This window comes from Ruegeria sp. TM1040 (assembly GCF_000014065.1).
GTDB lineage: Bacteria > Pseudomonadota > Alphaproteobacteria > Rhodobacterales > Rhodobacteraceae > Epibacterium.
This window is the reverse complement of the sequence record NC_008044.1, coordinates 1,628,053-1,650,310: the sequence shown is the minus strand read 5'-3', so window position 1 is coordinate 1,650,310 and position 22,258 is coordinate 1,628,053. Positions and strand designations below refer to the sequence as shown.

The window sequence follows — 22,258 nt, the reverse complement described above, 5'->3', positions numbered from 1 at the left end:
GCGGGCCGCGGCCCCCTGCGTTAGGCGTCGGGGCTGCTGGCCGTGTGGTGTTCAGGTTTGTTGTGCGTCGCCCAGAGCTTGCAGTCTCCGGGGACGGGCAGATCTTTGGGCTGTGTCTGCTGGTTGATAAACACCTTGGCAAGGAAATTTGCCGTGACCGGGGCCGTGATCAGCAAAAACAGCGTGATCAGCAGCTCGTGTGCCGAGATGCGGCCTTCGACAACGATGGCGTGCAGCATGGAGCCCAGAAGCACGCCACCGACGCCCAGCGTGGTGGCCTTGGTCGGGGCGTGCATGCGTGACATCGGATCATTGAGCTTGAGCAGGCCAAAGGAGCCCACAAAACCAAAGATCCCGCCGAGGGCGATGAATGCGGTGATGAGAATTTCAGCAATCATGTCTTTCTCCTCACTCGATGATGTTGCCGCGCAGCAAGAAGCGCGCATAGGCCACGGTAGAGATGAACCCGAGCATCGCCATGATCAGCGAGGCCTCAAAGAAGATCTCGGAACTGAGGAACACCCCAAAGAGAACCACAAGGGCGATGGAGTTGATGAACATGGTATCAAGCGCGAGGATCCGGTCGGTCACCTCTGTGCCTGTCACGACTTTCCAGAGGTTCATCAGCATCGCCAGGGCGAAACAGCCGAAGGCGAAGATATAGGCATATTCGATCATTCGAAAATCTCCTTCAGGCGGCGTTCGTAGCGGGTCTTGATCTCGTCGCGCACCTCATCCGGGTTGGGCGCGTGCAGGCAATGCACCAGAAGATAGCGCCCGTCCGACGAAATATCCGCCGTCAGCGTGCCCGGGGTCATGGTGATGGTGCCCCCCAGCATGGCGATGGCCTCGGGCGCGCGGATCTCAAGCGGGATCGACACCCAGGTGGGCTGACGCTTGCTGTTGGGCATGAACAGGATGATGCGCGCCACCGTGATGTTGGCCATGACGATGTCCCAGAACACCAAAAGCACATAGGTCGCAAGCCGCAGCGGGCTCTTGAGTTTGGGGCGGTTGGGCCAATAGGGCTGGGTCACAAAGGGGATCAGCAACCCGAGGAAGAACCCAAACAGCAGCGAGTTCGGCGTGACCTTGTTGACCAGAAGCTGCCAGATAACTGTCAGCATCAGCGTCAAAAGAGGGTGCGGAAGCAGTCGGTTCAGGAGTTTCATCAGTTGCTCTCCTCCGATTTGGGCGCAGCGGCGCCATCGTCCTTGGCCTTGTCTGTGCCATCTGCGTCGGGCTCAACTACCGGGCGGTCGCGGTTTGCAAGGACCGTCTCGATATAGGCCTCGGGCGCAAAGAGATCCGCAGCGGTGGCCGTGGTATAGCGGGTCACCGGTCCGGCAAAGAGGGTCAGCGCGACCAGCCCTGCCAGAAGCGAGAAACAAGCCACGAAGGGCAGGGCGGATGTGCGCTCTGTCGTCGTTGTGGCGCTCTCGCTTGCGTCTTCCTCCGCGGGCTGCTCGGAGGGCAGACCATGGCTTTTCCAGAAGATCAGAGTGCCTGCGCGGGCAAATCCCATGATGGTCACAAGAGAGCTCACGAGGATCACGCCCCAGACCCAGACTGCAAGCGTATTGTCGCGCGCCGCGTCAAGGATCAGCAGTTTGCCAAGGAAACCGGACAGAGGCGGCATGCCCGCCGTGGCGATGGCCGCCACGAAAAAGAGCACCGAGATGAGCCCGCTTTGCGCCATGACTGGCTTGGGGGCTATGTCCCCGCCTTGGCGTTCGCGCACCATGTCGGCCACGAGGAACAGCGCTGCGGCTGCCAGCGTCGAATGCACCGTGTAGTAGAGCGCGGCCGAGGTGGCCTCGGGCGTAAAGAGCGCAATCGCCGTGAGCAGCGTGCCCACAGAGGTGATCGCGCCAAAGGACATCAGCTTGCCGATTTCCTTGGAACCCAGAACTCCGATCGCCCCGATGGCAATGGTCAAAAGCGCGGCAGGCAACAACCAGCTTTCCACCAGCCCATCGACCACCGCGACGTCGGGTCCGAACACCAGCGTATAGACGCGCAGGATCGCATAGGCGCCAACTTTGGTCATGATCGCAAAGAGCGCGGCCACCGGCGCGGGTGCATTGGCATAGGAGGCTGGCAGCCAGAAATGCAGCGGCAACAGCGAGGCTTTGATCGCAAAGACCAGAAGCAGCATCACCGCGCCCACGCGAATAAGGGCGCTGTCTTCAGCCGGAAGTTCGGCGACGCGCTGCGCAAGATCCGCGAGGTTGAGCGTGCCGGTCACCCCGTAGATGGTGCCAAGCGCAAACAGAAACAGCGTCGAACCCAGAAGGTTGAACACCACATATTGCACGCCTGCCTGAAACCGCCGGGCACCACCGCCGTGGATCATTAGCCCGTAGGACGCGATCAAGAGCACTTCGAAGAACACAAAGAGGTTGAACGCATCGCCCGTCAGGAACGCGCCGATGACGCCCATGAGCTGAAAGAGATAGAGCGCATGAAAGTTCGCGCCGCGCTCGTCCCATTTGCTGCCGATTGCATAGAGGTTTACGGCAAGGGCCAGAACGGTGGTCAGCAGCACCATCATGGCCGAGAGCCGATCAAGCACCAGCACGATGCCAAAGGGCGCCTGCCAGTCGCCGAGCTCGTAGACCTGCACGGTGCCATCTGCGGCCTGTACCGCCAGCGCCATCGCGATGGCAACCAGTAGCACATTCGTTGTCAAAGAGAATATGCGCTGCAAATCAATGTGATAGCGCAAGGTCATAATGATGAATGGCGCCACCAATGCGGGCAGCACGATGGGCGCAATCAGAAGATGGTTCATGCGTCCTCTCCCTGCGCAGGCGCAGTGTCGTCCATGTTGATATTGTCGTCGCGGGCGCTGAGATAGGCGGCGAGCGCCACCATCACCACAACCGCGGTCATGCCAAAGGAGATCACGATGGCCGTGAGAACCAGCGCCTGCGGCAGCGGGTCGGCATAGGCGACTTCGGCATATTTGTTGAGGATCGGCGGCGCGTCTGTCGCCAGACGCCCGGTGGCAAAGAGAAACACATTCACCGCATAAGACAGCAGCGACGTGCCAAGGATCACCGGAAAGGTGCGCCGACGCAGGATCAGGTAGATCCCGGCCGCGGTGAGCAGGCCAACGGCGGATGCAACAAGAAGCTCCATGCTCTTAGACCTCCTTCATGTCTTGCGCCGCAGCATCGCGGGCAGGGTTGATTTCAATGGCATGCTCAGAGTCGGTGCCGGGCTGCCAGGCAAAGCGCGCAAGGCTTTCAAGAGCCAGCATCACCGCGCCGACCACCGCCAAGAACACGCCCAGATCAAAGAGCGCCGCCGTGGCCACCTCGAACTCATTGAGCGGTTCGATGTGAACATACCCAAAGGCGGACGTCAGGAAGGGCTGGTCGTTGAACCAGGCCCCAAGACCCGTGGCTGCAGCGATCAGCACGCCCGAGCCGATGATCCCGTGATAGGGGTAGCGCTGGCGTTCGGTCGCCCAGCCAAAGCCAGATGCCATGTACTGCATGATCACCGCAATCGCCGCGACCAGACCGGCGATAAAGCCACCGCCCGGCAGGTTATGCCCTCGGAAGAAGATATAGGCCGCGACCATCAGGGCCACCGGCATCATCATCCGTGTGACCACCACCATCATGCCGGGATGGCTGTCGCCTGCCTGCTCCAGATCGGGTTTGCGATTAAGGAGGTAGGCGCGCACGCGTGTCGACAGGACCGCTTCGGTGAGGGCAAAGATCACCAGAGCGGCGATGCCCAGCACGATGATTTCGCCAAAAGTGTCAAAGCCGCGGAAGTCCACAAGGATCACGTTCACCATATTGGTGCCGCCACCGCCTTTGTAGGAGTTCTCGATGTGAAAGCCGGAGATCGCCGGGAACGCGAAATCCCGCACCAGCATTGCATAGATCAGCCCACCGACGCCCAGACCGCCAATGATGGCGATGGCGCCATCGCGCATGCGGGTGAACAGCGGTGTTTCTACCGGGGTTTCCTTGGGTAGGAAATTCAGCGCCAGCAGCATCAGAATGATGGTGACCACCTCGACCGAGATCTGCGTCAGCGCAAGGTCCGGCGCGGAGAGATAGTTGAAGGACATCGACACGATCAGGCCGACAATGCCGATCAGGATCAGCGCGACAAAGCGCTGGCGGTGGAACACAACGATACAGAGCGCAGCCATCGCAAGGCAGAACCAGGCCACCATGGGCATCACGCCCGCCTCTTGCATCGGCCGCGTCGGCAGGCCCATCGTCCCGGTAACATAGGCATAAAGGCTGATCGCGACGGTGAAGCTCAGCATGATCGCGGCATACCGCGTGAGCGATCCATCATGCAGCCGCCCGGTCAGCCCCTGCACGAGCCCGGTCAGCGCGCTTACGATCGCATCAAAGATCACCTTGGCCTCGGGGCGCGGGAGCGCATTCCATACGCGTTCGAGCGGGCGATGCAGTGACAGAAGCACCAGACCACCGAGCACAGCGACCACCGACATATAAAGCGCAGGTGTGAACCCATGCCAGAGCTTCAGCGAATAATAGGGCAGTTTCTCGCCACCGATGACCGCACTGGCCGACGCCGCCACCAGCGGCCCGACGAGCTTGGCCGAGAACAGGCCGATCAGCACCACCAGCACCACCAGAAGCGCGGGGGAGGCATACATGCCAAAGCCCGGATCATGCGGTTTTGCAGGGTAGTCCTCGCGCTTGGGGCCAAGGAAAACATGCGCGATGTAGCGGAAGGAATACGCCGCCGAGAACATCGCCGCAAAGGTGGCAAGCCCTGCAATCATATAGGGCGACGAGAGCCAGGAGGTCTTTTCTGCCGCATCCAGCATCATTTCCTTCGAGAGGAACCCGTTGAGCGGCGGAATACCCGCCATCGAGAGCGAAGCGATTGTCGCGATCACAAAGGTCACCGGCATCAGGTGTCGCAACCCGCCGAGGCGTTTGATGTCGCGTGTGTGGGCCTCGTGATCGACGATCCCCGCCGACATAAAGAGCGCCGCCTTGAAGGTCGCGTGGTTGATGATGTGAAACACCGCCGCCACGGCTGCGTATTTGGTGCCAAAACCCAAAAGCATGGTGATCAGGCCCAGATGCGAGACTGTCGAAAACGCCAGGAGCGCCTTCAGGTCATCCTTGAAGAGCGCAATCACGGCACCCAGCACCATGGTGATCAGGCCTGTGGTGGCAACGATATAGAACCACTCCGGCGTGCCCGAAAGCACCGGCCACAGACGCGCCATCAGGAAAAGCCCCGCTTTGACCATGGTGGCCGAGTGCAGATAGGCCGAAACCGGCGTCGGCGCGGCCATCGCATGTGGCAGCCAGAAATGGAACGGGAACTGCGCCGATTTTGTAAAGGCACCGATGAGGATCAGGATCAGCGCCGGCAGATAGAGATCCGAGGATTGGATCGCGTCCTTGTTTTGCAAGATAACGCTGATGTCATAAGATCCGGCAATATGCCCGAGGATCAGCATGCCACCAATCATGGCCAGCCCACCCATGCCGGTGACGGTCAATGCCATCCGCGCACCCTGACGGCCTTCGGGCAGATGTTTCCAATAGCCGATCAGCAGGAATGAGGAAAGTGACGTAAGTTCCCAGAAAATCAGCAAAAGCAGGATGTTGTCGGACAGAACAATCCCCACCATCGCGCCCTGGAACAGCAGCAGGTAGGTGTAGAACTGCCCCATCGGATCCTGCCGCGAGAGGTAAAACCGCGCATAGACAATGATCAACAGGCCGATCCCGAGGATCAGGGTAGCAAAGAGAAACCCAAGCCCATCCAGAAAGAAATTGGCTGATAGCCCAAGCGCGGGCAGCCAGTCGACGCCCACATGGATCACCTCGCCGCGCATCACGGCGGGGGCGTGTAGCATCAATCCAATAAAGGCAAGTCCCGTCGCCAGCCCGGCAGATGAGGCCGAGGCATTGCGACCGGCGCGGATCAGAAGCGCGGGAAACAGCGCGCCGAGAAACGGCAGGGCTGCTATTAGGAAAAGGGACACGTCATACTCTCCAGGTTGTGGATTGTTGTTATGGCGGCAATAGGCTCCTAGCTGTTACTGGAGTAAGGAAATTTCCAGTCCGGTTCCACAAAATCCGGCAGAAAAAGTCAGGTTTTCGTATCGTTCAGGCCAAATGTGACATTGCGCCGCATGTTTTGGTGAGGATGACACTGGCGGTTTGCGCAAACAGGAGCCCGCTCGGGTCAGCGTATTGTGACGCTGGACCGGGTGACTTCAGATGACGCGATCTTGAAGTCCGGCCGCGATCTTCTGCGCACATCCGCCGGATGGCTGTGATAAATTGGATCCGCAAAGACTTGGATATGCAAATGAAACAGGATCACACTCGCACGCCCCCCTCGACGCGATCCTCCCGCCGCGTGTTTCTTTTGGGCGGCGGCGCTCTACTGCTTGGGGCAGGGGGCTGGTGGGGGCTGTCGCGACACCGTCCCACCCATGAAGGCCGGATCCTCTCGGTCGCGCAGGCCCACAAGGACGCGCAGACGGGCGAGATCCTGCTCCTTGACATTCGCACCCCCTCTGAATGGCGCCAGACCGGCATCCCTGAAGGGGCAGTCCCCCTAGATATGCGCCGGGCGGATTTTCAGGAGGCGCTACGCGCACTTCAGGTGCAGGACCCCGGTCGCCCGGTGGCCTTGATCTGCGCCGGAGGCGTGCGCTCGGCGCGGCTCACCCGACAGTTGCTTGCGTCGGGATTTGAGGACATCATCGATGTCCCGGAAGGCGTCTATGGATCCACTGCCGGGCCGGGCTGGCTCAGCAGCAACCTGCCGGTGCGCCCATGGACAGGATGATCCCGCTACTGGCCACGATTGCCACCCTCACGCTTGTCGAAGGTGCCGCCGCCTGTGATACGCCAGAGACCGCCTGCAGACTGGACACTGGCAGCTACCAGATCGTGCTCCCTGACACGCCCGCAGACCAGACGCCAGCCATTGTCTTCCTGCATGGCCATGGCGGATCTGCGAAAAATGTCATGAATCTGGAGCAGATGGTCACAGGGTTTACAGCGCGCGGTTACGCCGTAATCGCCCCAAATGGCGCCCGCGGCGCGCAAGGCGTGCGAAGCTGGTCATTCCTGCCCGAGTTTGGCGGGCGGGATGATTTCACCTTCTTGCAAGACGTTCTGAAGGACGCGGTAAAACGCTTTGATGTTGATCCTGAACACTCTGTTTTGGCGGGGTTTTCCTCCGGCGCTTTCATGGTGAACTATCTCGCCTGTCGCGACCCGGATGCTTTTGCGGCTTATCTGCCGGTTGCAGGCGGCTTCTGGAGACCTCAACCAAAGGAATGCGAGGGCCCTTTGCGGCTTTACCACAGCCACGGCTGGGCGGATCGCGTGGTTCCGCTCGAAGGGCGCATCCTGGGCGGCGGGCGTTTTGTGCAAGGTGACATCTGGGCGGGTCTGGAGCTCTGGCGCGACACGCTGGGATGCGAGACCCATGCCCCTGCTGAAATCTGGCAGGACGGAGATCTGTCGATGCGCAGCTGGTCTTGCGGCGATGGGGCGGCCCTCACGTTTGAGCTCTTTCCCGGCGGGCATAGGGTTCCTTCGGGCTGGGCCGGCCGTGTCGTCGACTGGCTTGAGGCCGACCCAACAGATGCACAGACCGGTGGCTGATACACAGACCGGTGGCTGACGCCTCTTTTCTTCTAACGAAAAATATCCCGGGGGTGCGGGGGCAGAGCCCCCGCAAACGCCACGGAACCTCTCACTCCGCGGCCTGCACGGGCACGTCGGTCCCTTGCGCGTGTTGCCGCAACAGATTGCGGTAGTGATGGGCCGCGCGGTTGATCTGCGGCTCGTTCAAGGTCTCGGCCGTGCCCATCCAGCCCCGCGGCAGGCGCAGGCCCGACATCGCAGAGAGCGGCACGGCCAGCACAAGTGACAGTGCGATTGGCAACAGCCAGAGTGACACCAGGCCCGCAGCAATCCCGATGCAGAGCGCGATGCCACTCACGGTCTCTAGAAGGTGGCACTTGCACAGGGTTGCAAGACTATACTCACCACCTGCGCGCGCCTGCGGGGACCAGCCTTTTTGCAGGCCAAAGACGCTGCGCAACACGGCAATCATCTGCTGAACCATCAGGATCGGCGCATAGAGGATCGCAAGCAAAATTTCGGTGAGCATGGACAGAAGGAACCGCCCCAGACCGCCATAATCCGCGATCCGCCGCCCGGTCAGAGGCAGGGCCGCGACAGAGAGGACCTTGGGCGCGAGCAACATGGCATAAATCAGGACGATCACCGCCACATGGCGTGGCTCGCTCATATCCGGCCAGTTGGGCCGCAGCGGGTTTGCCTCGGAGAAGTAGGTGATCACTGATCCGCCCTCGTCCTGGCCGATCACGGCCCAGATCACCAAGAGCGCAAACCAGACCGGCGCCATCAGATAGCCGATGGCACCATGCGCGAGGTGGAACCGCGACATCGCGTGAAACCCGGTTGCCGACAAAAGACGCAGGTGTTGCAGGTTGCCCTGACACCAGCGCCGGTCGCGCTGGATATGATCCACCAGAGTGGCCGGTGTTTCCTCGTAGGAGCCGCGGATGCGGGGCAGGAACCTCACGCGCCAGCCAGCCCGTCGCAACAAGCCTGCCTCCACAAAATCATGGCTCATGATGAGGCTGCTGCCTCCGGTGAACCCGCGCAGCTCCGGCAACCCGGCCGACGCGGCAAAGGCGCGGGTGCGAATGATGGCGTTGTGGCCCCAGTAATTGCCCTCATGACCAGTCCAACGCGCCAGACCCTCGGCCAGCGCGAGGCCGTATACGCCGTTGGCAAACTGTTGCATGCGGCCAAAAACGGATTGTGCACCAATAAGTTGCGGGAAGCTCTGAATGAGACCAGCAGCCGGGTCCCGCGCCAGTGCATCCGTGAGGCGCTGGATGGCGCGGCCTGTCATCAGGCTGTCCGCATCCAGCACCAACATGGCCTCATAGCTGCCGCCCCAGCGGGTCACCCAATCATGGATATTGCCCACCTTGCGGGCGGTGTTTTCGGCGCGCCGACGATAATAGAGCGTGATCCCCTCGGGCAAATCCGCGCGTAAAGCCTTGATGCTCTGCAGCTCTTGTGCGGCAATCTCTGGGTCGCGGGTGTCCGAGAGAATGAACATCTCGTAGCGATGGGGCCCGCCGATGGCCCGCAGCTCCTCGAGCATGGAACGCGCGTTGCCAAGCACATACCAGGGCACTTCGTTGTAGATTGGCACCAAGAGGGCCACCCGCATTGGTTTGCGCAGGCCGCGTTCGGGGCGCGGACGGGTGCGCGAGAGGCTGAACAGTCCAAGCAGGACGGTCGAGACCGTGAAAGTGATCCAGAAGAAGTTGAAAGCAATCAGAACCAACAGCACCCACTCCAGCGAGGTGGTGCCATCTGCGGCAAACCAGCCCTGCATCACCCACGCAAGCGCAAGAGTTGCAACCATGGCAGGCGAAAACGCCAGCACCCGCCACAGCGCCGCGCCGGTTCCATCCCGGGCGGAGGCAGCCGGCGCGCTGGCGTCGTGAAATTGGCGTCCAAAGTCCTGCGCCGGCATCGCCAGCGGAGCCTCTGGTGGCAACAACAGCGCGGATGTATCTGTAAAACCAATGTCTTTCATTCAGACGGTCCACCGATACAGCCAGACCTCAGAAGCATCCTGCCCATCCTTGCGCAGTTGCGCGCGCAGTTCCACATGGGTTTGCTCGCCCGGATCAAAGGAGAACGCCAGTCGCATGCCGCCGGTCTCCGGGTTGCGCTGCAACACACCATCAGATGTCTCAAGATGTGGCGAGGAGATATGCAAGCTGAAGGCCTCGGGATCGGCTTCAAACACCGGGTGCGCCTCAAAATCGATCACCATGAGACGCCCGGGGTCGCCAAAGATCTTGGCGCCTGAGGCGGTGTTGATCACGCGCGGCAGATCCAGCACCGGCTCTTCGCCCCAGCTCAGACGATAGTTGAGATCCACGCGCGCGCCAGCGGGATAGGGTTTTTCCGGACGCCAATAGGCGACGATATTGTCGTAGATTTCCTTGTCCGCCGGGATTTCAACCAGGGTGACGCTTCCCGCGCCCCAATCCTCGCGGGGCTCGACCCAGAGCGAGGGGCGGCGATGGTAGTGGGCTTCGAGATCGGCAAAGTCCGACAGCTTGCGCGCGCGCTGCATCAGGCCAAAACCGGCGGGGTTCTTGTCCACGAAGCTCGACACCTGAAGACGGGTCGGGTTTGCAAGGGGTCGCCAGATGACCTCGCCATTGCCGTTTTTCATCAAGAGCCCATCGCTATCGTGAACCGCCGGGCGGAAATCATCGAACCGCTGATGGTTGGTGCCATCAAAGAGGAACATTGAGGTAAGCGGTGCAAGACCCGCATGCGTCAGGTCCTTGCGTGCAAAGAGCGTCGCTTCCACATCCATCACACAAGGGGTGCCGGGGGTGATGTCAAACCGGTAGGCGCCCGTCACCGAGGGGCTGTCCATCAGCGCGTGCACCACCATGTTTTCCTGCAAGGGGCCCGGCGCTTCGAGCCAGAAGCTGACAAATTCGGGGAATTCCTCGCCCTCGGGATCGGCCGTCTTGAGCGCCAGCCCGCGTGCAGACAGACCATAGTTGTTGCCATTGGCAATCGCGCGGAAGTAGCTCGCGCCCTGAAAGACGCAGAATTCGGTTTTCTTTCCCGGATGATCCCGGTCGCCAAGATCCGTGCGCAGGCGGAAACCCGAATACCCCAGCGGCCCTTCGGTCGACAGATCGGGTGAGATCTCGGGATGTTTCTTGAAATGACCCAAATCGAAGGGGATGCGATGCGCCATCCCGTCTTCAACTTCATGGACGAGGACCGGGCGTTCGAAATAGAGGCCGGGTAGAAAGAAATCCACGTTGTAGCTGCGATCAGAGCCGGCCCAGAGCGCCTTGTCGAGGTCAAACTGGATCGAGCGATACTGGTCATAACTCAGAGCGAGCCAGTCATCGGGAACCGCGCTGCGGGCCTTGAACGGCCGTTCAGCGAGAGCCTTGGCGCGCGCAATCACATCGGCGCGCGAAAACGCTTCCTCGGAGGCGCTGGCGCGCGCGGCGGGGGCCAGTGCCGCAAGTGACAGGGCAGAGGCGAATTGAAGGAAGGAACGACGGCTGAATGTGCTCATCGTTTGCGTCTCCAGGGTTGGGATTTGAACCAGCCGGCTGCAAAAGCGCAGCCGATAATGAGAGTGAAGCCAGTGATATTGGCCAACGCGGTCACAAGGATGCCGCGCTCGGTTTGATCCAGAGCCGCGCCAATGAAACGGGCAAGCGCCATGGAAAAGACAAAGACAGCAAGGCTTTGCTGGCCGACCTTGGTGATGAGCGTCAGGATCTGAGCCCAGAAGCGCGCGGCCAAAGAGCTGCCACGGGCCACGAGGTTTTGCCCGTTCTCACCGGCCACAAGCCATGCCAGGTAAGCCAGCGACAAGAAATGCAGATAGCGCAGAAGGCCAAAGTCGGTTTTCTCGCGCCACTCTCCGGTGATGCCCCATGCAGGGCGGATCGTTGCGCCCAGGTCGGGGGCCGCACTGTTGAGCCAGCTGAAGACCTTCCACGAGCCAAAAGGCATCGACAGGATCAAGAAGGCGGCCGCTAACAGTGCCAGTCCGCGGCTGACCGGCGGTTTGGGAAGCCAGCCTGCCATAAAGGCAAAACCGGTAAAGAACAAAAGCTGCCAGCCGAAAGGGTTGAAGAACCACTCGCGGTCCGACCAAGGCTCTGCGGGCAGCGACAGGCCTTCGGGACCAAGTCCGACAACATAAGGGTTGGCCAGAAGCCAGAGCGCCAGCGACAGCCCCGCCACAGCCCAGAGGCCGAGTTTCTGCGCGCTCATAATCGCAGGCATCAAGGCCAGCACCACCAGATACATCGGCAGAATGTCAAAGTAGTTCGGCACATAGGTGAGGGTGAAAATCCCCACGATCTGCTCTGCGGGATCGTTGAAAAACGGTCTCAGGTTCAATGAGCCGATGTAGCTTTTCTCAAACCCGCCATAGAGATCGAGCGCGGCCATCGACATGGCCACAAAGAAAAAGAGGCCAATATGCGCCCAGAACACCTGCCAGCAGCGGTAGGCGACGCGCGCGGTGCCCAACCACCAGCCGTGGCGCTGGAAAGAGCCGCCAAAGGCAATCGCGGAAGCCATGCCGGAGCAGAACACAAAGATCTCGGTTGCGTCGGAAAAGCCAAAGCGGGCCGGAATCCAGCCTGTCCAGCGATTGCCCGGGATATGCGCGCAGAGGATGATGAACATCGCGATGCCGCGATAAAAATCAAGTCGCGGGTCGCGCGGGCGCCCCTGCACATCCGGGCGCAGCTGCGCCGTGGCCCCCGCGAGGGGGCCTGCACCATCGGCGCCGGTGGATGTGGGGGCGGCGCGTTGAGCGCTGCTTTGATCGGGCGCCGGAAAAGGCGCGACGTCTGCCATCTTTTTCAAATCTCCTAAAGGATCACTCCGCCGGGACGCTCTGTGCGCCGCCCTCGCTTTGGGCGGCCGCAATCAAGGCGCGACGGGCCATCGCATAATTGTCTTCGCCCCCTCCGCGTTTGGCACGTCTGTCATCCAAAATGGCCTCCACTTGTGCCCAGTTCCCCGAGCGCAGCCCAGCGTCGATGGTCATGCGTTCAAACACGTCCCGCTGGGCATGGCTGCCACCTGCAAGTTGCAACGAATCCCGTGACTTAGCGAGGTAGTCGAAGGCTGTGCCGTAGTGGCCTTCCCCAAAAGCCTCAAGTCCCTTTGACACCGCGCAGCCCGGGTCGGCCATTCTTTGCGCGGCTTCGGTCTTGGGCTGGGTTCCATCGGCATGGATCCGCCGGATCAGCTGGCCTGTGGCCGTTGCGCGATCGCCGCCGATCAGCGCCAGCAGGTAATGCAGATCGGCAAAGATGAGGCTGCCGTCCTCAGTTCGGTTTTCGCAAAGCTCTGCCAGCTCGTCCCAGCGGTCTCCGACATTGACCCCATCAAGTTCGAGCCGCATCAGCAGCGAGGTGGCATTGGAGATGTCGCGGTAGTCGTCGGTCTTGTCCTTGCGCACCTCATCATCATAGAGCCGCATCACCTCGTCGATTTGGCCGAGGTCGAGGTGCATCAGGGCCTTGTGCCACCACACATGGTAGCGAAAATTGTTGCAATGCGCCCAGGCCTCTTCGCGGCCCTCAAGCCAACCCAATCCAGTCCTGGCATTTCCGGTCATGTCATGCACATGTGCCACCGCATGCAGCCCCCATGCATCGTCCGGCGCGGTCCAAAGTGCCTGACGTCCGGTGATTTCCGCCCGGTCGAAGTCGCCGGTTTCCTCGAGGGCAAAGGCGTGACAGCCCAACAGATAGCCATGTCCTGCGTGCTCGGTCGAATAGGCGGGCAGCACACGCTCGATAGAGGCGCGCATGCCGCGGGCGTCGCCCATGATAAAGCGGATCCCATGGCTGAGTTTCATCGCCAGCGTGTCGCAGGGATGCCGGGTCAGGATGTCTTCCATGCAGGTGATCGCGCGCGAGGGATGACCCGAGAGCCAGGCTTCCAATGCGTCGACATATTTGCGTTCTCGCGGCAACGCGCCTTCATAGGTCGACTTGGCAATAGCCAGCGCCTCGCGCGCGGTCGGCAAGAGTTCGGAGCGCCCAAGCATCAACAGCGACAGCCCCTTGATGGCCTGACCGAGGGCAAAATCGGGCGCGGCGTCCAACACCGCCCCAAGGTGGCCAGCGGTGCGCGCCGCATGGGCAAGAACGCCGGTCTGCGCGCCGTTCCATTCCGCGAGTGCGCGGGGATCGGTGAGGCTGCACTCTTGTCCAAAAATATCCTGGGTCATGGGCGGGTCACTTTCACAAGCTGGGAACACGATTGTTAACAGAGATGCTAGCGAAGCAATTTCCACCGCGCGCCCCCCGCTCTCGCTTTGGTGAAGGCGCGTGTGGGTTTCGGCGGGAAAATGACATCAACGCGGGGGGATGTGGGCGAAAACCAGCACAAAAACGGTGCTTTGTGCTGGTGGATGCAGCGCGGGCAGAAAATCGCGCAGGCTTTTGTAACATTGCGAGGCGGCCCTCTGGGCCACGTCTGTGCGGGATCCGTTCAGTCGGTCTCAAAGGGCGCGTCAGACGCGAGAATCTCCGTGCTGTCCGCCCCGCATCTGGGCGGAGCCTTGCGGTAGGTTACGGGGGTGCGCGAGAACTTGAGCGGATTGCCCAAGAGCCGCACCTCGGTGTCACCGGCCTGCATCGTCACCACCATGTCCCGCGCGGCAACCTGATCGGTCTCAAAGACCTGATCGAGTGTCTTGACCGGGCCGACGGGCACCTTGGCGGCTTCCATCGCGGCAATGACCTCATCGGTGCGATAGCGCTGTAGCGCCGGGATCAGGATATCATTGAGTGCGCCGCGATGCTCAAGACGGGCCGGATTGGTGGCAAATCGGGGATCTTCGGCCAATCCCTCGAGGGCAAGGAATGCCATAAATCGGCGAAACTGACTATCATTCCCAACTGCGAGGATCACATGGCCGTCGCGGGTTTCATAGGTGCCATAGGGCATGATCGAGGGGTGCTCATTGCCGCGTCGCACGGGTTTCTGGCCGGTATTGAGGTAACTCACACCTTCGTTGATCAGCCAGGCGATCTGCGCATCCACCAGGGCAAGTTCGACCTGCTGGCCTTCGCCCGTGAGATCGCGGTGGCGCAATGCCGAGAGAATGCCGATGGTCGCATACATTCCGCACATCACATCCGCGATGCCGACCCCGACCTTGACAGGCGCGCCTTCGGGGTCGCCGGTAAGGGACATGATACCGCCATAGCCCTGTGCCATCAGATCATAGCCGGGCTTTGCACGGTTCGGGCCGGTCTGGCCATAGCCGGAAATCGACGCATAGACCAGATGTGGGCAGCTTTCGCGCAGGGAGGCGTAATCAAGTCCATATTTCGCGAGCCCGCCCGGTTTGAAGTTCTCGATCAAGACGTCTGCTTGCGCGGCGAGGCGTCGGATGATGGCCTGTCCTTCGGGGGCAGAAATATCCAGCGCGAGCGAGCGTTTGTTGCGGTTGGCGGCCATGAAATAGGGCGTGAGATCAGCATCTTCGGCGACGCTCTTGCCCCATTGACGGGTGTCGTCGCCGCCCGTGGTTGGGTTTTCGACCTTGATCACATCGGCGCCCAGATCTCCCAAAAGTTGCGTTGCGGTTGGGCCAGCCAGGATGCGCGAGAGATCCAGCACTTTTACGCCTTTGAGGGCACCGTGGGGCAAACGCGCGGGGGCGGTGGTATCAGATGCGGCCATCATAGGACTCCTTGTCGATTTCCGCAGCGATCACGGTGAAGGTGGAGGCCGATTGAGCCGCCTCCAGCGCGGCGCGCAGCTCCGTTCGGTTCTGCACCCGATGGCCTTCGCCGCCAAAGGCGCGTCCGATGGCGGCAAAGTCGTGCCGGCCAAAATCCACGCCTGCATTGGGGAGCTGGCGCTGGCGTTGTTTGAGGTCGATGAGGGCAAGCGAGGCATCCACAAAGACAACGAAGATTGGGGCAAGACCCAGTTCTGCCGCGGTCGCCAGCTCGCCTGCAACCATCAGAAACCCGGCATCCCCTGAAAAGCTCACCACGGTGCGTTCGGGTTCGGCGAGCTTGCGCCCCATGGCAAGTGGCACTGCGCAGCCCATGGTGCAAAGCCCGGAGGATTGTACCAGCTGGCGCGGTTCCTGGCAGGGCCACATCTGGCTCAGGAGAATACGGTGTGCGCCGCTGTCTGCGGTCAGCAGGCTATCGGCGGGTAGGGTGTCGATGCATTCAGCAATGACGCCCGCAGGCCCCCAGTCGTCGCTGCGGGGGAAGGCCTCGGCAAGGGCGGTCTTGGCCTTTTCGATTTCCCCGTTTGGCCAGGGTGGTGCGGGTTGAGGTGCAACCGCAAGCGCATTGAGCGTGGCAGGAATGTCGGCGATCAGTGGCAGGCTGGCCTGATGCATGTAATGGGTGTTGGCCTCAGGCGTGATGTCGATCACGCGGGTCTCTGTGGCGTCCCAGGCCGCGCGCCAGCCGGTGCGCATTTCGATCGGGTCATAGCCGATCCCGAGAATAAGGTCGCTGGCCTCGATGAGCGGCAGCAAGTGGCGATCCGCAAGCGGTGACAGACCCGCACCGCCCAGACAGAGCGGATGATCCTCCGGCAGGATGCCCTTGGCCTTGTAGCTGGTGACAAAGGGGATTTGTCGCGCCTCCAGAAACGCGCGGGTGGCGTCTGGACCGCCGGGCAAAAGCGCATCGAGCCCGACCACCGCCAAGGGGCGTTTGGCCTCGTGCAGCCAGTCCTGCGCCTGCGCCAGTGTAGCGCCCGCAGGCGCGCAGGCTCCGGCAGGCGCGCGGCGCGTGTTGCGCGGTGTGGCCGGTGCGTTGGCAACCGAAATGGGCACATCGATATGAACCGGTCCTTGACGGGCCTCGCCTGCGATGGCGACCGCCTTGTCGGCGATCACTTCGGCTGCAGCGGCGTTCAGACGGAAACTGGCCTTGGTGATGGGGGCAAAGACGGCCTGTTGATCCAGGACCTGATGGGTGTAGGTCTGCGCCTCATCCGCGTCGACGCAGCCTGTCAGCACCAGCATCGGCACCCGGTCCTGATGGGCATTGGCGACCACATTGACCCCATTGAGCGCGCCGGGTCCAAGGGTTGCGACCAGAATTGCGGGCGCCCCATCGCTGTGATGCACGCCTTCGCCCATAAAACCGGCGCAGTTTTCATGTTTGGCGAGGTGGAAGGTGATCCCAGCGCGGGTGAGCGCATCCACAAGTGTCAGGACTTCGCCCCCGGGCATGCCAAAGGCGTGGCGGCATCCGGCCTCGTAGAGTCGACGGGCCAGGATATCGGCGGCGCGAAGAGATTGGGTCATGTGTGGTCCGTATTGATTTGGAAATAGGGGATTAATTCTGCAGCGCTGCGGCAGCAATCTGGGCAAAGACGTCGTCGAGCCGCGCCGCGACGGCCGTCAGTGCGGCGCCTGCTTCGGGCACATAGGGCGCAAAAACATGGCTCGGGGTCTTGTAGGAGAGCGTCGCGCTGCCATCGGGGTTTTCCGTAATATAGAAGCGGATCGGTGCTTCGATCATGGCGGCGGTGGAGAGCGCAAGGATCTCCACTGCGTAGGTGTTTGCAAAGACGCCAACAACGCGGTTTCCCGGAATGGTGATGCCGCGGGCAGCGGCGGCGCCGGTGGGGCCGGCTTCTGTGACGACACCCATATTGTGTGCTCTTACGGCAGCTTTGAGGTCGGCGAGAAGGCGTTTGTAGTCCTTTGTGCTGGCATGGATCGCCCAGCCCTCGCGCGCGGCAAGGTCTGCCGTCGCGGGCGTTGCAAAAGATGCGGCCAGAGCCGCCGTCAGCGCCGCGGTCTGTGCGGCCGACAGAGCAAGGCTGAACACGAGCCCCGTGCTCAGACGGCGGAGGGGATCAAGAGGGCGGACCATTTAGGGCTCCTACGCTGCGGTTTGCACCAAGGTCTACGCGCGAACGGGCTGAAATACTCGTCACATTTAAGTGCGTACCGCGTCAGACACGGACGTGGTGATCCCTCATTTCGCCGGGTGCGGTCAGGCCCAGCCCTTGCGGAAGAAATGCGGGCTGGCGCCGAATTTGCGTTTGAATTGCCGAGAGAAATGCGTGGCGGAGTTGAACCCGGAGGCAAGCGCAATCTCTGTCACCGACATCGAGGTTTCATTCATCAAGGCGAAGGCATGGCTCAGGCGCATGTCGGAATAGACGTGCATCGGGCTTTGATCGAGATAGCGCGAGAACAGGCGCTCCAATTGGCGACGGGAAATATCCAGCCGCGCGCAAAGTGTTCCGATAGAGAGCGGCTCTTCGATCGATTCCTGCATCAGTTGCAGAGCACTCAGAAGGCGCTGGTTGCGACTGCCGATGGCGACGGCATAGTTGGATTTCTGAGGTGCAGCCCCGGAGGTGGAGCGCACATGCAGGCACATATCCGCGACGATGATCGCCAGCTGCTTGCCATGGCGCTGCTCGATCAGGGTCAGCATCATGTCCGTTGCCGCGCTGCCGCCGCCACAGGTCATCAAATTTCCAGAAATCTCGTAAATGTTAGGCGAGGGTTTCAGGTGCTCGTATCGCTCGACAAAACCGGGTTGGTTTTCCCAGTGCAGCGTGAAGGGTTGATCCTTGATCAGCCCCGCCTGCGCCAGCGCAAATGCACCGGTACAGATCCCCCCGAGCTTGCGCCCGAAGCGATGTTCGCGCCGCAGCCAGTTCAGAGTGATGTCACCGGCGGCCTCCTGGGGCTCCACGCCTGAACACACAAAGCCCATGGCATCCGAGGGCAGCGGGGCCAGCGGCAGATCGGGGGTGACAACCATCCCGTTGGAGCAGCGTAGCGGCGCGCCATCCTGTGTCATGATATACCAGCGATAAAGCTTTGTATTTGTGACCTGATTTGCAATTCTGAGCGGCTCGATCGCGGCGGCGACAGGCAGCATCGTGGCCTTTGGCAGCAGCAGGAAATAGAAGTCCTGCGGCGCGCCTGCATGCGGCACCTTGAGTGTTGCGGCGGCGCCTTTTTGAACAAAACTATCGTCAGACATCTTCAGGGTCCATCACAGGAAACAGGCTGCGTGCAAAGAGATGCCTCTGCCACATTTACCAGCTAGCGCCGTGCGGACGTGGGGTGCCGGGATAATCCGACCTTGGCTCGACAAATTGCGACACCTGTTGTCTTCCTGCAGAAATGGCACAGCTTTGATGCGTGTTGCACCGCGATAGCGCTGCAGGTGCGAAAATGCGGGTCCGCCTCTTGCAGCCCAATTTTCGCAATACTAAGACTCGGGTAATCCTCTGTCGGGTATGGTGCCCGTCATGATCCCAAGACAGGCAGGTCCAATGATTGATCCAACAGAAACATACATGAACACACTTGTGCCGATGGTCGTTGAGCAGACCAGCCGGGGCGAGCGCGCATATGACATTTTCTCGCGCCTGTTGAAGGAGCGTATCATCTTCCTCAACGGTCCCGTTCACGATGGCATGTCTTCGCTGATCGTAGCGCAGCTGTTGCACCTTGAGGCGGAAAACCCCTCGAAAGAGATTTCGATGTACATCAACTCGCCGGGTGGTGTGGTGACGTCGGGCCTGTCGATCTATGACACGATGCAGTACATCAAGCCCAAGGTGTCGACGCTGGTGATCGGCCAGGCGGCCTCCATGGGCTCCTTGCTGCTGACCGCGGGCGAGGCTGGCATGCGCTTCTCGCTGCCCAATTCGCGCGTGATGGTCCACCAGCCCTCCGGCGGGTATCAGGGGCAGGCGACGGACATCATGATCCACGCCGAAGAGACCCTGAAGCTCAAGCGTCGCTTGAACGAGATCTACGTCAAACACACCGGTCAGGACTACGACACCATTGAAAAGGCGCTGGAACGGGACAACTTCATGTCACCGGAACAAGCCAAGGAATTCGGACTGATCGACGAAATCGTCGAAAATCGCAGCAAGGCCGACGACGCAGAAAGCTAAGCCCGGCACCACGCGGGCCTCGTGCTCCCTTAACCATAGTGTGCAGGGGAGCACAATTTGACATTGTGGCCGCTTGGGAGCTGTCCTAAGCTGGCCTTACATCGGGGCAAATTGACACGCGCTGGCCCCGAGGCGGATGGAAAGGTAGACCATGGCGACGAACTCGAGCGGCGACAGCAAGAACACGCTTTACTGTAGCTTCTGCGGCAAGAGCCAGCATGAGGTGAGAAAGCTGATTGCAGGCCCGACCGTGTTCATCTGTGATGAATGCGTTGAGCTGTGCATGGACATCATCCGCGAGGAGACGAAGGCCTCCGGGATGAAAGCAACCGACGGCGTGCCGACGCCCAAGGATATTTGCGAGGTCCTCGATGATTACGTGATCGGTCAGGCGACGGCAAAGCGTGTGCTGTCGGTGGCGGTTCACAACCACTACAAGCGTCTGAACCACGCCCAGAAGGCCGGCAATGATATTGAACTTTCAAAGTCCAACATCCTGCTGATCGGCCCCACCGGCTGCGGTAAGACCCTTCTGGCGCAAACTCTTGCACGGATTCTGGACGTGCCGTTTACCATGGCAGATGCCACTACGCTTACAGAGGCAGGCTATGTTGGTGAGGATGTCGAGAACATCATTCTGAAACTGCTGCAGGCGTCTGAATACAATGTCGAACGCGCGCAGCGCGGTATCGTCTACATCGACGAGGTCGACAAGATCACCCGCAAGTCTGAAAACCCCTCCATCACCCGTGATGTGTCGGGCGAGGGCGTGCAGCAGGCTCTGCTGAAACTGATGGAAGGCACTGTGGCCTCCGTGCCGCCGCAGGGTGGGCGCAAGCATCCCCAGCAGGAGTTCCTGCAGGTGGATACCACGAACATCCTCTTCATCTGCGGCGGTGCCTTTGCGGGCCTGGACAAGATCATCAAGCAGCGCGGCAAAGGCTCTGCGATGGGCTTTGGTGCCGATGTGCGCGAAGAGAGCGATGCGGGCGTGGGCGAGACCTTCCGCGATCTCGAGCCCGAAGATCTGCTGAAATTCGGCCTGATCCCGGAATTCGTGGGCCGTTTGCCGGTTCTCGCGACGCTTGAGGATCTGGATGAGGATGCGCTGATCACCATCTTGACCAAGCCCAAGAATGCTTTGGTCAAACAATACCAGCGCCTCTTTGAACTTGAAGACACCGAGCTGGACTTCACCGATGAGGCGCTCTCGGCCATTGCCAAGAAAGCCATTGAGCGCAAGACCGGCGCGCGGGGTCTGCGCTCCATCCTCGAGGATATCCTGCTCGATACCATGTTCGAGCTGCCCGGAATGGAGAGCGTGACAAAAGTGGTCGTCAATGAGGAGGCCGTCTGCTCTGAGGCGCAGCCGCTGATGATCCACGCCGATGAAAAGGAATCGGCCACCGCAGGTTGAACCGGTCCAAGGCTCCGATGAATACGAATAGCGAAAGGCCAGTGTCCCCGTGACACTGGCCTTTTTCTTTCTCAACTGCTGGGTGTGTTAGGAGGGAACAGCACATGAAAAGCGAAGCCTTTCATTATGGCGATGGCATAGATCAGTTCGTCGGCCACTTGGTATGCGACGACAGTCGAGAGGAGCCCGCGCCCTGCGTCCTGATCGCGCCCGCCTTTGGCGGCTTGAGCGATTTTGAACGCGCCCGTGCCGAAGACCTCGCCAAGCTCGGCTATGTCGCTCTCGCGGTTGATTACTACGGAGACGGCAAGCGCGCGGCCTCGCCAGAGGAGGCGCAGCACCTCATGGCAGGTTTGCAGGCGGATCGCACCGTGCTCGCGCGGCGTATGGGGGCAGCGCTGGAGGCCGCGCGTGCCTTGCCGCAGGTGGATGCGGGGCGCATCGGCGCAATGGGCTACTGCTTGGGCGGCAAGGCCGTGCTGGATCTGGCGCGCACAGGGGCCGATCTGCGTGCGTGTGTGCCGCTGCATGGCGTCTATGACCGCCCCAATTTTGAGACCCAGACGATGCGCGCGGCGGTTCTGGTGCTGCACGGTTGGGACGACCCGCTTGCCCCGCCTTCTGCGCTCGAGGCGCTTGCGGCTGAACTGAACGAACACTGCGCGGATTGGCAGGTGCTCGGATTTGGACACACCGGGCATGCGTTCACCAACCCCAACGCCAAGGACAGCGCTGGTGGCATGATCTACAGCGCCACCGCAAGTTCACGGGCCTGGACTGCGCTGACGGGATTTCTGGCTGAGACGTTTGAAGGCGCCGCAAGTGCATAGCAGAAATGCATAATTTGCAGTGCCGATGCGCGCCAATCCACCATAGACTTTCCATGTGACAAACTGTTCAAGCGAAGTGGAAGGACGCCTCATGACGATAAAACGCATTTCTTCGGGCGGAGAATTTGAGGCCAAGGTCGGCTATTGCCGAGCGGTTGTGGCGGGCGGCTTTGTGCATGTCGCCGGCACCGTGGGGCAGGGCGAAGATGTGGTGGCACAGTGCCGCTCGGCTCTGGCGACCATCGAGGCTGCGCTTGCCAAGGCCGGTGTGAGTTTTGCCGAGGTGGTACGCGTGAATTATTACCTTCCCGATGCGTCCGAGTTTGAACCCTGCTGGCCGATCCTTGCTGAAACCTTTGGAGAAAACCCGCCTGCCGCGACCATGATTGAATGCAACCTGATCGCGCCGGAATACCGGATCGAGATCGAAGTGACAGCACTGGCGACCCCGGCATAGGCGC

At 61.0% G+C, this 22,258-nt stretch carries 20 protein-coding genes; 6 read left to right on the top strand and 14 right to left on the bottom strand.

The features are described 5' to 3' along the window. Positions 1–20 precede the first annotated feature (20 nt). The 6 genes from TM1040_RS12095 to TM1040_RS12070 are packed head-to-tail and all read right to left on the bottom strand — an operon-like array spanning position 21 to position 6,010. The gene (locus TM1040_RS12095) at positions 21–398 is read right to left on the bottom strand and encodes a Na+/H+ antiporter subunit G (RefSeq protein WP_011538877.1); all 378 of its coding nucleotides are present in this window, start codon (positions 396–398) and stop codon (positions 21–23) included. A 10-nt stretch (positions 399–408) separates the two neighbouring features. Continuing rightward, complete coding sequence (locus tag TM1040_RS12090) at positions 409–678, bottom strand: K+/H+ antiporter subunit F (protein WP_011538876.1); 270 nt, start codon at positions 676–678, stop codon at positions 409–411. Continuing rightward, entirely contained in the window at positions 675–1,172 is a 498-nt protein-coding gene (locus TM1040_RS12085; protein WP_011538875.1) for a Na+/H+ antiporter subunit E, read from the bottom strand. Before TM1040_RS12085 ends, TM1040_RS12090 begins: the two co-directional genes overlap by 4 nt. After that, positions 1,172–2,794 carry a monovalent cation/H+ antiporter subunit D gene (locus TM1040_RS12080; RefSeq protein WP_011538874.1) on the bottom strand — a complete coding sequence of 541 codons (1,623 nt, stop codon included), beginning with the start codon at positions 2,792–2,794 and terminating at the stop codon, positions 1,172–1,174. Before TM1040_RS12080 ends, TM1040_RS12085 begins: the two co-directional genes overlap by 1 nt. Next, on the bottom strand, positions 2,791–3,144 hold the full coding sequence (locus TM1040_RS12075; protein ID WP_011538873.1) for a Na+/H+ antiporter subunit C: 354 nt from the start codon (positions 3,142–3,144) through the stop codon (positions 2,791–2,793). The genes TM1040_RS12080 and TM1040_RS12075 overlap by 4 nt, the downstream gene beginning before the upstream one ends. A 4-nt stretch (positions 3,145–3,148) precedes the next feature. Next, a complete protein-coding gene (locus tag TM1040_RS12070) occupies positions 3,149–6,010 on the bottom strand; it encodes a monovalent cation/H+ antiporter subunit A (RefSeq protein ID WP_011538872.1) in 2,862 nt (953 codons plus the stop codon). Positions 6,011–6,339: 329 nt separating this feature from the next. Here TM1040_RS12070 and TM1040_RS12065 point away from each other — a divergent pair, with 329 nt between their 5' ends. Continuing rightward, positions 6,340–6,825, top strand: coding sequence for a rhodanese-like domain-containing protein (locus tag TM1040_RS12065; protein ID WP_044027139.1), 486 nt, complete (start codon positions 6,340–6,342; stop codon positions 6,823–6,825). Further along, positions 6,813–7,652: an alpha/beta hydrolase family esterase gene (locus tag TM1040_RS12060; protein WP_044026760.1), complete on the top strand. Its 840-nt coding sequence runs from the start codon at positions 6,813–6,815 to the stop codon at positions 7,650–7,652. Before TM1040_RS12065 ends, TM1040_RS12060 begins: the two co-directional genes overlap by 13 nt. Before the next feature lie 91 nt (positions 7,653–7,743). Here the strand turns inward: TM1040_RS12060 and mdoH are convergent, their stop codons facing one another. The 8 genes from mdoH to TM1040_RS12020 all read right to left on the bottom strand — a co-directional run bounded on the left by mdoH (position 7,744) and on the right by TM1040_RS12020 (position 18,622). Further along, complete coding sequence (mdoH, locus tag TM1040_RS12055) at positions 7,744–9,636, bottom strand: glucans biosynthesis glucosyltransferase MdoH (RefSeq protein WP_011538869.1); 1,893 nt, start codon at positions 9,634–9,636, stop codon at positions 7,744–7,746. Continuing rightward, positions 9,637–11,163, bottom strand: coding sequence for a glucan biosynthesis protein (locus TM1040_RS12050; RefSeq protein WP_011538868.1), 1,527 nt, complete (start codon positions 11,161–11,163; stop codon positions 9,637–9,639). Further along, positions 11,160–12,467 (bottom strand): OpgC family protein, encoded by a 1,308-nt coding sequence (locus TM1040_RS12045; RefSeq protein WP_011538867.1) that lies wholly within the window; start codon positions 12,465–12,467, stop codon positions 11,160–11,162. The genes TM1040_RS12050 and TM1040_RS12045 overlap by 4 nt, the downstream gene beginning before the upstream one ends. Positions 12,468–12,489: 22 nt before the next feature. Then, a complete protein-coding gene (locus TM1040_RS12040; protein ID WP_011538866.1) occupies positions 12,490–13,854 on the bottom strand; it encodes a tetratricopeptide repeat protein in 1,365 nt (454 codons plus the stop codon). A gap of 263 nt (positions 13,855–14,117) precedes the next feature. Beyond that, the gene (locus tag TM1040_RS12035; protein WP_044026759.1) at positions 14,118–15,317 is read right to left on the bottom strand and encodes a CaiB/BaiF CoA transferase family protein; all 1,200 of its coding nucleotides are present in this window, start codon (positions 15,315–15,317) and stop codon (positions 14,118–14,120) included. Beyond that, positions 15,304–16,917: a thiamine pyrophosphate-binding protein gene (locus TM1040_RS12030; RefSeq protein WP_011538864.1), complete on the bottom strand. Its 1,614-nt coding sequence runs from the start codon at positions 16,915–16,917 to the stop codon at positions 15,304–15,306. The genes TM1040_RS12035 and TM1040_RS12030 overlap by 14 nt, the downstream gene beginning before the upstream one ends. Before the next feature lie 31 nt (positions 16,918–16,948). Continuing rightward, complete coding sequence (locus TM1040_RS12025) at positions 16,949–17,491, bottom strand: DUF302 domain-containing protein (RefSeq protein ID WP_011538863.1); 543 nt, start codon at positions 17,489–17,491, stop codon at positions 16,949–16,951. A gap of 123 nt (positions 17,492–17,614) precedes the next feature. Next, complete coding sequence (locus TM1040_RS12020) at positions 17,615–18,622, bottom strand: GlxA family transcriptional regulator (RefSeq protein WP_011538862.1); 1,008 nt, start codon at positions 18,620–18,622, stop codon at positions 17,615–17,617. Between the two features lie 295 nt (positions 18,623–18,917). Here TM1040_RS12020 and TM1040_RS12015 point away from each other — a divergent pair, with 295 nt between their 5' ends. The 4 genes from TM1040_RS12015 to TM1040_RS12000 all read left to right on the top strand — a co-directional run bounded on the left by TM1040_RS12015 (position 18,918) and on the right by TM1040_RS12000 (position 22,254). After that, positions 18,918–19,550, top strand: coding sequence for an ATP-dependent Clp protease proteolytic subunit (locus tag TM1040_RS12015; RefSeq protein ID WP_044026758.1), 633 nt, complete (start codon positions 18,918–18,920; stop codon positions 19,548–19,550). Positions 19,551–19,701: 151 nt separating this feature from the next. Next, positions 19,702–20,967 carry an ATP-dependent Clp protease ATP-binding subunit ClpX gene (gene clpX / locus TM1040_RS12010; RefSeq protein WP_011538860.1) on the top strand — a complete coding sequence of 422 codons (1,266 nt, stop codon included), beginning with the start codon at positions 19,702–19,704 and terminating at the stop codon, positions 20,965–20,967. A 104-nt stretch (positions 20,968–21,071) separates the two neighbouring features. Next, on the top strand, positions 21,072–21,797 hold the full coding sequence (locus TM1040_RS12005; protein ID WP_011538859.1) for a dienelactone hydrolase family protein: 726 nt from the start codon (positions 21,072–21,074) through the stop codon (positions 21,795–21,797). Between the two features lie 91 nt (positions 21,798–21,888). Beyond that, complete coding sequence (locus TM1040_RS12000; protein WP_011538858.1) at positions 21,889–22,254, top strand: RidA family protein; 366 nt, start codon at positions 21,889–21,891, stop codon at positions 22,252–22,254. Positions 22,255–22,258: the final 4 nt, after the last annotated feature.